Annotated in this window: 5 protein-coding genes and 2 pseudogenes; 5 read left to right on the top strand and 2 right to left on the bottom strand. The window is 63.4% G+C overall.

Annotation, left to right across the window (positions count from 1 at the left end):
- The first annotated feature begins 71 nt into the window (after window positions 1–71).
- From BN3789_RS12175 to BN3789_RS13315, 4 genes and pseudogenes are all read left to right on the top strand, one after another.
- Window positions 72–359, top strand: coding sequence for a transposase (locus BN3789_RS12175; RefSeq protein WP_066831778.1), 288 nt, complete (start codon window positions 72–74; stop codon window positions 357–359).
- Between the two features lie 32 nt (window positions 360–391).
- Window positions 392–1,270 (top strand): IS3 family transposase, encoded by an 879-nt coding sequence (locus tag BN3789_RS12170; protein WP_229254389.1) that lies wholly within the window; start codon window positions 392–394, stop codon window positions 1,268–1,270.
- 103 nt (window positions 1,271–1,373) lie between these two features.
- A pseudogene (locus BN3789_RS13545) lies at window positions 1,374–1,943 on the top strand (Coenzyme F420 hydrogenase/dehydrogenase, beta subunit C-terminal domain); the annotation flags it as partial.
- An 82-nt stretch (window positions 1,944–2,025) separates the two neighbouring features.
- The gene (locus BN3789_RS13315; protein ID WP_066834751.1) at window positions 2,026–2,283 is read left to right on the top strand and encodes a hypothetical protein; all 258 of its coding nucleotides are present in this window, start codon (window positions 2,026–2,028) and stop codon (window positions 2,281–2,283) included.
- Window positions 2,284–2,674: 391 nt separating this feature from the next.
- On the opposite strand, the gene BN3789_RS12160 is transcribed toward BN3789_RS13315, so the two are convergent.
- Together BN3789_RS12160 and BN3789_RS12155 are read right to left on the bottom strand one after the other, a co-directional pair.
- Window positions 2,675–5,254 carry an S-layer homology domain-containing protein gene (locus tag BN3789_RS12160; protein WP_066834748.1) on the bottom strand — a complete coding sequence of 860 codons (2,580 nt, stop codon included), beginning with the start codon at window positions 5,252–5,254 and terminating at the stop codon, window positions 2,675–2,677.
- A 915-nt stretch (window positions 5,255–6,169) separates the two neighbouring features.
- Entirely contained in the window at window positions 6,170–8,212 is a 2,043-nt protein-coding gene (locus BN3789_RS12155) for a S8 family peptidase (protein WP_066834745.1), read from the bottom strand.
- A gap of 192 nt (window positions 8,213–8,404) precedes the next feature.
- On the opposite strand from BN3789_RS12155, the pseudogene folP reads away from it, so the two are divergent.
- Window positions 8,405–8,887: pseudogene (gene folP, locus BN3789_RS12150) on the top strand (dihydropteroate synthase); the annotation flags it as partial.
- Window positions 8,888–9,008 lie beyond the last annotated feature (121 nt).

Raw genomic sequence — 9,008 nt, 5'->3', positions numbered from 1 at the left:
TCTGCCCCATTCCCGTTGACACACGGACTTCCGTTTCGGCATGATGCCGTAAACGGGGAAAGGAGGCGGGGATGGGGAAACCGTCACCGAAGTACACCGCGGAGTTCAAGCAGCAGGCGGTGAGGCTGTACAGGGAGAGGGGCGGCACCTACGCGGAGACCGCCCGTGAGCTCGGGGTCGACCCGGGGAGCCTGTCGGACTGGGTCAAGAGGGCGGATGCCGCGCAGGCGCCGCCCGAGGACAACCCCTTCAAGGTGGCCGAGGAGAACCGGCGCCTGCGCAGGGAGGTCGAGCGGCTCAGGCGCGAGAACGAGGTGCTTTTAAAAGCGAGCGCCTTCTTCGCCAGCAGGCAGCTGTAGGCGCCCGGGCGGAGAGGGCCAAGTTCGCTTTCATCCTTCTCAACGAAGGCTCCTGGAGCGTGTCCGAGATGTGCGCCGCGCTGAAGGTCACCCGCCAGGGCTACTACGCGTGGAGGAAGAGGCCGCCCAGCGCGCACGACCTGCGCGATGCCGAGCTCGCGGCGAAGATCTCCGAGATATACGGGGCGAGCCGGGGAAACTACGGGGCGCCGAAGGTCTTCGCCGAGCTCAAGAGGGCCGGCGAGCGGACCTCGCGCAAGCGCGTCGCGCGCCTCATGCGCGACAACGGCATGGTCGGAACGACGCGCGGCTGCGCCAGGAGGCCGAAGGGCGCGGCCAAACCGGCCGCGCCGCAGGCGAACGTGGCTCCCGACCTGGTCAAGCGAGACTTCTCGGCGGACGGGCCGAACCGCGCATGGTTCGCGGACATCACCTACGTGCGCACGCACCGGGGATGGCTCTACCTCGCCGTGGTCATGGACATATGGTCGAGGATGATAGTCGGTTGGTCGATGTCCCCGCACATGACGGCCGACCTTGCCGACGACGCGCTCAAGATGGCGATAGCGAGGCGGCGCCCGAAGAGGGGGTGCGTCCACCACAGCGACCACGGCTCTCAGTACGTGTCGCTGCTGCTGGGCAAGACGATGCGCGAAGCCGGCATCAGGCCCTCGATGGGGTCGGTCTCGTCCCCGTGGGACAACGCCGCGATGGAGTCGCTGATGGGCCTCATCAAGTCCGAGTGCGTACACGCCCGCACGTTCGAGACGCGCGAGCAGGCAGCCCTCGAGATCTTCGAGTACATCGAGTGCTTCTACAACCGGGTGCGGATCCACTCGGCGCTGGGGCACCTCAGCCCCGAGGAGTTCGAGGCGAGGCATATGGAGGGCGCCGCCAAAACGGCGGCGTAGGGGTGTAAACGGAATCGGGGTAGATTCACTGTCGACGTCGTGGGCGGTCTCGCGCGACGGCCGCCTCCTCGAGCGCTCCTCATCGGGAGGCGTGTTCGGGCAGATGGCCCGCCACGTCATCTCGCGAGGCGGGACCGTGTTCGGGGCGCGCTGGGAGAAGGCGTGCCGGTCCGTCTCGCACGCCAAGGCAGACGACCCGTCTTCGCTGGAGCCGCTGCTGATGTCGAAGTACCTGCAGTCGACGGTCCTCCCCGAGACGTATGCCATGGTGGGACGCGATCTGGCCGAGGGGCGCACGGTTCTGTACTGCGGGACGGCCTGCCAGGTGGCAGGCCTTACGGGATACCTCGAGTCGCGCGGCGTCGCAAGGGCCCGGCTCCTTGCCGTCGACGTCATCTGCCACGGCGCCCCTCCGCCGCTCCTTTGGGAGCGCTGGAGGGCCCATGTGGGAAGAAGCCTCCCCTCGCGCATCAAGGCGGTCGATTTCAGGAGGAAAGACCCCCCGTGGGAGGGCTACTCGGTCGCGTACGGCATGCCGGGGGGCAGGAAGGTGCTCGTGCCCCACGCGGAGGACTGGTACCTGCTCGCATTCCTGAGGAGCATCTGCCTTAGGCCGTCCTGCGCGGCCTGCCCCGCGAAAGGGCGGTGCGGCTCGGATGTCACCCTCGGCGACTTCTGGGGGGGTCGGAGGGGCCCACCCGGAAGTCGACCGGTCGCGCGGCGTGTCGGCTGTGATCGCACGCACGGAGAGGGGGATGCGGGCGATCGAGGAGATCGCCGACGCCCTCGTGTCGGACCCGTCGGAGTACGCCTCCGTGCTCGAGGGCAACCCGTCGCTCGAAAGGTCCCCCGCGCCGCATCCGGACAGAGAGACATTCATGTCGGCGCTCTCCTCCGGCGCCGGGGCCGCGGAGCTGCGCAGGCGCTGGCCACTCGGCCTCCCGCCGGAGCCGACCGTTGCGGATCGGATTGGACGGAGGCTTCTCGGCTTACTAAAAGGGAGAAATAGGTAAGGGTATCCGCGAAGGACGTTTAAATCCGGCGAATGCGGAGCGCCCCCTCCACCGACTCGGCTATCGCTATCGCGCTGCCCGTAGGGACTCGCAACAAGCCGGGCGGGCCTAGGCGAGCGGCATTGGTTCATGCGCCTATCGGCAAGAGACGCTTCCTGGAGCCCAGGGAGATTCGACCAAGAAAATTATCGAACACATTCTTGATTTGCGCAAAATTGCCGAACGGGCCCCTTGGATTTCCGTCCAAGGGGCCCGTTCTGCATCGAGCCTTGTGCGACAGCTTGCATTTATCAGCCTAAGGCTTGCGGGGGGACTCTCTCGCGAGAACCCTCCCGCAAGCCCTCCCCCGGAGGGGAGGGCTCGGATGTCATCGTGTGACGATGTGCGGAGACTACTCGGCGATGGCGTAGTTGTAGACCATGCACGCGGCGTCGGCGCGGATGATGTCGCCGGAGGCGTTCAGGAAGCCGCCGTTGCCCATGATGCCGTTCTCGACGGCCCAGGCCACGACCTCGGTCGCCCAGTCGGAGACGCCGGAAGCGTCATCGAACTGATCAAGGACGGACGTATCGGCGGTGCCGTCATAGGACTGGTCGTACTTGGAGGCGTAGTTCGAGACCATGGCTGCGAACTCCTCGCGGGTGACGGGCGCGTCGGGCGCGAAGGTGCCGTCGCCGTAGCCGTTCACGACGCCGGCCTGCTTGGCCCAGGCGATTGCCTTGCCGTAGTAGGCCTTGCCGTTCACGTCGCTGAAGCCGGTCTCGTAGCCGCTGATCTCGTTGTAGGTGAGATCGGACTCGTCGACCTGCCCGGCGTAAGTCGCCATGTTGTACAGGACGCAGGCGACCTGGCCGCGGGTGATGGCGTCGTAGGAGCCGAACAGCCACGTGTCGTTGTAGCCGTTCATGAAACCGCGGGCGTTGACGGCGGCGACGGGATCGGCGAAGTAGTCCGTGTAGGCGACATCGGCGAACAGCAGGTGCTCACCCTTGATGCAGTGGAAGGTGATGTCGGCGGGCACGACGTAGTTGTTCTCGGCGTCGGCGTTGCGGGCCTCGAAGTGGAGCGTGTAGGCACCCTCGTCCATGATGGTCTCGATCTCGTTGCCCTCGGCATCGAGGATGGTGACCAGGATTGCGTTCATCGGGAAGGCAACCCAGTTGTCGCCGCTCTGATACTGAATGTCCAAGCTGGTGAAGAAGCCGGTGTTGCTCAGCGCATAGCCATTCTCAAGCCACGGCAGATAGGTCGTGGTGTTGTCGCTGTTGTCGAACGGCATCTCCTCGAGGGCGCCGACGCGGACGGCGGAGACGTCGAGCGGGGAGATGGTGATGGTCATCTCGGTGGTGCCGGAGATCTTGTACAGGTCGGAGGTCACCTTGAGGGTGTAGGTGCCGGCATTGACGAGCTCGCCGACCTCCTTGCCCTCGGCGTTGTAGTACTTGACCTGGCAGTCACCGATGACGTTGCGGCCGTTGGAGTCCTCGACGGCGACGCGGATGTCGTCCATGAGGTCGGTGCCGTCGAACACGGCGTTAATGGAGGAAACGACCTCCTCCTCGCCATCGCCGTTGGTGTCGTACAGCACGGCGGCCTTGGCGTCGGCGTTGACGGCCTCGCGATACACGGTGACGTCGATGAAGTCGAAGCCGCCGATAGTGTTATCAGGGCTGACGTAGCTGACGACAACGCTGTACGTGCCGGGCATGTTCTGCCAGTCCCAGCCGAGATCCTCGACGTCCTCGCCCCACTGATTGTAGACGGCGACGTTGACCTCATCGCTCGGAATGTCCACGCCATCGACGGTGCCGTTGGCGGCATGGCCGGTGACCTCAGTCGCGTCGAACTGAGTGTCGTCATCGTTCATGAAGATGTCGAAGGTCTCGGGCAGAGCCTCGCCATCGTAGCTGAAGTCGACATTGAAGGAGACCTTGTGGGCGACGAACATCGTGGAGTTAAGGATGTTCCTGTCGGAAGCCCCCTTGGCGGAGACGACCTTGTAGGTGTAGTCGCCGTTCTCGTGCCAGATGGTATCGGCGGGCATTTTGCTCAGGTCGATGTCGGCCTTGAGCTCATTCATGATGGCGGAGCCATCCTCGTAGCGAACGCCGTCGATCCAGATGCAGTAGGGGTTCTCGGGCTCGGTGTCGCTGGTGGAGGTCAGGCCGACAACGTACGTGGCGCTCTGAACACCAGAGAGGTCGAGCGGGGAGACCGTGATGACCTGGGACAGCTCGACTGTGCCGGCGTAGTTGCCGATACCGGTGATCACTGCCTTGTAGTCGCCGACATTCTTGACATCGGTGGAGCTGGCCTCGGTGGCATCATGGCCCACGGGCACATAGTAGACCGTGTAGTCAACGCCCTCGTAGACCTTCTCGCCGTCGAACGCGAAGCTGAAGTCATGGCTCTCGGCGTTGTAGGTAACAGCGCTCGGGCCATCAACCGTCACGTTGGTCACCTGAATCGGGTTGATGTCGAACGGGACGTAAATCACGCCGCCCTTGTAGTTGCCCTCGACGGCGGTCACGACCGCGACGTAATTGCCAACCGCGCTGATATCGCCGGTGAGCTCTTGGTCGTCAGCGGGCTTGCCGTCGGCGCCGCGCTTGTAGTAGGCGACGTCGTAGTTGTCGTCGGGGTCCGTCGCGTTGATGTTGAAGCTCGCGCCGGCACCGGTACCGAACATGCGAACCGCAACATTGTCGAGGAACACCGGCAGATTCTTGACGTAGGTGGTCTCCCACACGCCATCAGCGCCCTGGGTGAGCAGATTCTCGCCGTGCATGAAGGTGGCGCTGGTAATCTCGGCATTGGAGAACGCGCCCTCCGGGTCGGCGAACTGCAGGTCGATCCCGGTGTCCGCCATAGCGGCCACGGGGGCGGCGCCCAGGGAGAGCGCGCCCACCAGGGACGCGGTCACGACGGCTGCCACCTTCTTAGTGTGCTTCCTGTTGACGCAAGCTGTCATACGTCTTTCTCCTTCCGTAAGGAACAGATAATCGCCAGTTATCGATGCAATCATTAAAACCGCAGGTAGATGGCATAGTTTTTAGGGCGATTCAGACGCGAAATGGGACAGTTTTCATCTTGTAAAGGCAGCTGTTTTGTCCGTTATGTAATGGTGGAAATCTGATTCGCCGCCCGTCAATGGACCTCGGCACCCAAACGAGACAATGAGAGCCGATTTACGGCCCCGCTTTTCTGATGGACACACACTCATTTGTCAGCAAGCTACCAAATAGAGCCATTCAGGCGTCCGTGCGTTCCGGGGGCAAAAGGCAAACATCCACACCTAAAGATCTACGTTGTCTGCAGCTAAACAAACTAAAAGCCACGAGGAGGATATCGAGAAGGCGCCCGATTAAAGACGCGGCAGCGAGTCGAAGTGGCGTTTCTGCGGTACGGCTTTACGCGCTCGAGCAGCGCAGAAGGAAACCTCGAGCGAGCGCTCCCACGCTATCTATTTGAGTTCGTGGTCAATTTACCCATCGAACCGGGATTGCGTCGCCCGACTGATTATTGTTTCGTATTAATTCAAGCAAGTCTATCGTAGGGCCGCCGCACCTTCCTGGCCGCCCGGTGGAAAAACAGCTCCCGGACGCACCGATACAATACATATTATATTGTCCATACCGCACCGCAAGTCGCCTTCGCCGCCCCGCATCCCACAATCCAGCGTCCATTCCCCGGTTCGATGGGCAAATTGACCACGATCGTGAATTCATACCGAAAAACGCACACGAGCAACCAGGGGAACCCCCGACGTTTCATCAAAAGAAATCCCCGGAACCTCGCCGGCCCCGACAAGGCCGTTCGAAATCCCGGGGAGCGCAAACCCGTCCGCGCCCCAACCGGAGCGCGGACAAAAACCAATCAACCCGCTCTAGAACACGTCCTGTTCCAGGCAGTTCATCATGATCGCAGCCATCTCGGCGCGCGTCGTCTTGTTCTGCGGCGCCACGTAGCGCACGTCGCCCAGCTCCACGCCGTTGATGATCTGGTTGTTGATGGCCCAAACCACGTTGGCCACGGCCCACGTACTGGTCTTGTCATGATCCGGCATGCTCTCGTACTTCGCCATGCTGCCGAATGGCTCGTCGTTACGTGCGATGTTGGCCACGATGCACGCCAGCTGCTCGCGGGTGAGGGGGTCGCCCACGCCGAAGTGCGTGACCTCGTCGGTCGCCACGTTTTCGTATCCGTTGATGTATCCGTGCGCGACGGCCCAGTTCACCGCGTCGGTGTAGTAATCCTGCCCAACGTCGACAAGCCCGCAGTCGGGGGCCTTCTCACCGTTGCCCAGGATGTTGTACAGGACCACGGCGGCGTCTTGTCGCACGATGGGCTCGTTGGGGGCAAAGCGGGGCGAGTCGGACAGGCCGTGCATGATGTCGTTCTCGTACACGTACACGATGGCGGAGTAGTACCACTCGTGGTCAACGTCGACAAACGGCAGCTCGGGTTCGGGTTCGGGATCCGGATCGGGTTCGGGCTCCGGCTCGACGGCGTCCACCAGCTGCTCCGCGGCCGCCCCGGCATCCAGCGCGCCGGCGCTGCCGCTCACCTCGGTCCGGTCGTGCTCCTCGTCGACCACGGGCGCGGCGGTCTCTTCCAGGGCGGCGCGCACCTGCTCGGGCGTGGCGTCGGGATCCGCGGCGTACAGCAGCGCCACGGTGCCGCTCACGATGGGGGAGGCCACCGATGTGCCGCTTGCCGTGGAGAAGCCGCCGCTCATGTTCGTGGTGCGGATGTTCTGGCCCGGTGCGCTGATGTCTTTGAACTCGTTGTAGTCCGACCACACGAGGTTGGTGCCGTCGGATTCGAGCGCGGTCACCGAGATGCACTCGTCAAAATCCGCGGGGTACATCTTGCCCGTGTTGGGCGTGGTGGTCTGGTTTCCGTTGCCTCCGGCGCACACGGTGAGGATGTCGTACGTGTTGAGCGCCGTCTTGATCACATTGTGGAACGCCTCGTCGTTGGCCTGGCTGTCCTCATAGCCGCCGAGGCTCATGTTGATGACGCGCAGATTGTCGAGCTTTCCGCTGTCGACCAGGTCGAACAGGTACTCGTAGCTCTTGACCAAATCGGCGCTCGTGATCTGTCGCTCCTCGTTGTCCACCACTTTGATGGGCAGCAGGTCGGCGTTGTACGAAGCGCCGGCGATGCCCAGCGCGTTGTTGGCGACGGCCGACGCGACGCCGGCCACCATGGTGCCGTGGCCCGCGCAGTCCGTGATTTCACATTCGGAGAGCGGCTGCTCGAGCGTTGCGTCCCAGGCGAGATCGGTCAGGATGTTGTCGGCAAGGTCTTTATGGTCGAGATCCACGCCGGAGTCCAGCACGGCGATGGTGATGTCGTGGTCGCTTTGCGCCTGCTCCCACGCGTCGTCCAGGTTGGCGTTGTAGAGCCAGTACTGGTTGTTGTCCGCCGCAGGGCTGGAGATCTGGGCGAAGGGGTCGTTGACCGAAGAGACCGTCAGCGTGCTCACGCCGGATCGGGACGTGCCCGCGCTGTTCGCAGCATCCTCCTCGATGATGTCGACAAGGTGGTACACGTAGTTATATTGGACATCCGCTACGCCCTCGATGTCGCGCGCTTGGGTGAGGGCCTCCTCGTCGCTCAGGTCGCCTGTGGTATCCGCGGTGAGCACCACCTGGCCGCCCTGGCCCTCAAACGAGTCGCTGACCTCAAGTCCTGCTTGACCCAGCTGGGCGACGACCTCGGATTCGGCAAGCAGGTTCACGTCGTCACCGCCCAGCGAGCGGGCCTGCGCGGAGGCCGCGCTGTCGAGCGTGATGAGGATGCCGTCGGTTGCAGCTGCCGCGTCCGCTGCCGTCGCCCCGGCGATGATGGGGGCGAGGCTCAGCCCGGCCACCAGGGCGCACGAGAGGGCGCACGCGCGCCATACGCTATGGAAACGCTTCATAGACCGTCCTTTCTGCAAGGGTTGGTCTATTGTACCGCGCCCGTTCGGACGACAAGAACGCCCCCAATATCAATTTGCTTTTTCGTGCGGTGCGCGGGAGCCGCGTACAAGAGCTCCTGCGTCTGGATACAATAGAGACACGTGTACATCGATCGCATGGGCATCGCGCGGCGGTGCGGCGAAAGGATATTCATGGCTCACGATACCAAGACTTGGCGCTGCGGAAAGTACGAGATCAAGTTCGACCGTCCCCGCATCATGGGGGTGCTGAACGTCACGCCGGATTCATTTAGCGACGGCGACGAGAGCAATCTCGATGTGGATTCCGCCGTGGCTCGCGGTGTGGCCATGCTCGACGCCGGAGCCGACATCATCGACGTGGGCGGCGAATCCACGCGGCCCGGCTTTACGCCGGTGTCGGCCGACGAGGAGGCCAAGCGCGTGCTGCCCGTCATCCGTGCGCTTGCCCAGCGCGGGGCCATCGTGTCCATCGACACCCGCCATGTGGAGGTCGCCAAGGCCGCCGTGCGCGTGGGCGCCTCTATCGTGAACGACGTGACGGGCTTCACCGATCCCAAGATGATCGAGTTCGTGAAGAGCACCAAGTGCGGCGTGGTCATCGCGCATGCGGGCGAGGTCACCGAGCCGGCGCGTGCCCACAAGGCGGTGCAGCTGCTGTCTCTTATACACATCTAGATGTGGATAAGAGACAGTCGCCCAGCTCCACGCCGTTGATGATCTGGTTGTTGATGGCCCCACCCACACACCCACGCCCCCCGCCCCGGTCTAGTCCGAT

It is taken from the genome of Collinsella ihumii (assembly GCF_900046475.1).
GTDB lineage: Bacteria > Actinomycetota > Coriobacteriia > Coriobacteriales > Coriobacteriaceae > Collinsella > Collinsella ihumii.
This window is presented reverse-complemented; position numbering and strand designations above follow the sequence as displayed.

Coding starts and splice junctions, on each gene's coding strand:
- BN3789_RS12160 (WP_066834748.1), bottom strand. CDS start 5,254: ATGACAGCTTGCGTCAACAGGAAGCACACTAAGAAGGTGGCAGCCGTC.
- BN3789_RS13315 (WP_066834751.1), top strand. CDS start 2,026: ATGCGGGCGATCGAGGAGATCGCCGACGCCCTCGTGTCGGACCCGTCG.
- BN3789_RS12155 (WP_066834745.1), bottom strand. CDS start 8,212: ATGAAGCGTTTCCATAGCGTATGGCGCGCGTGCGCCCTCTCGTGCGCC.
- BN3789_RS12175 (WP_066831778.1), top strand. CDS start 72: ATGGGGAAACCGTCACCGAAGTACACCGCGGAGTTCAAGCAGCAGGCG.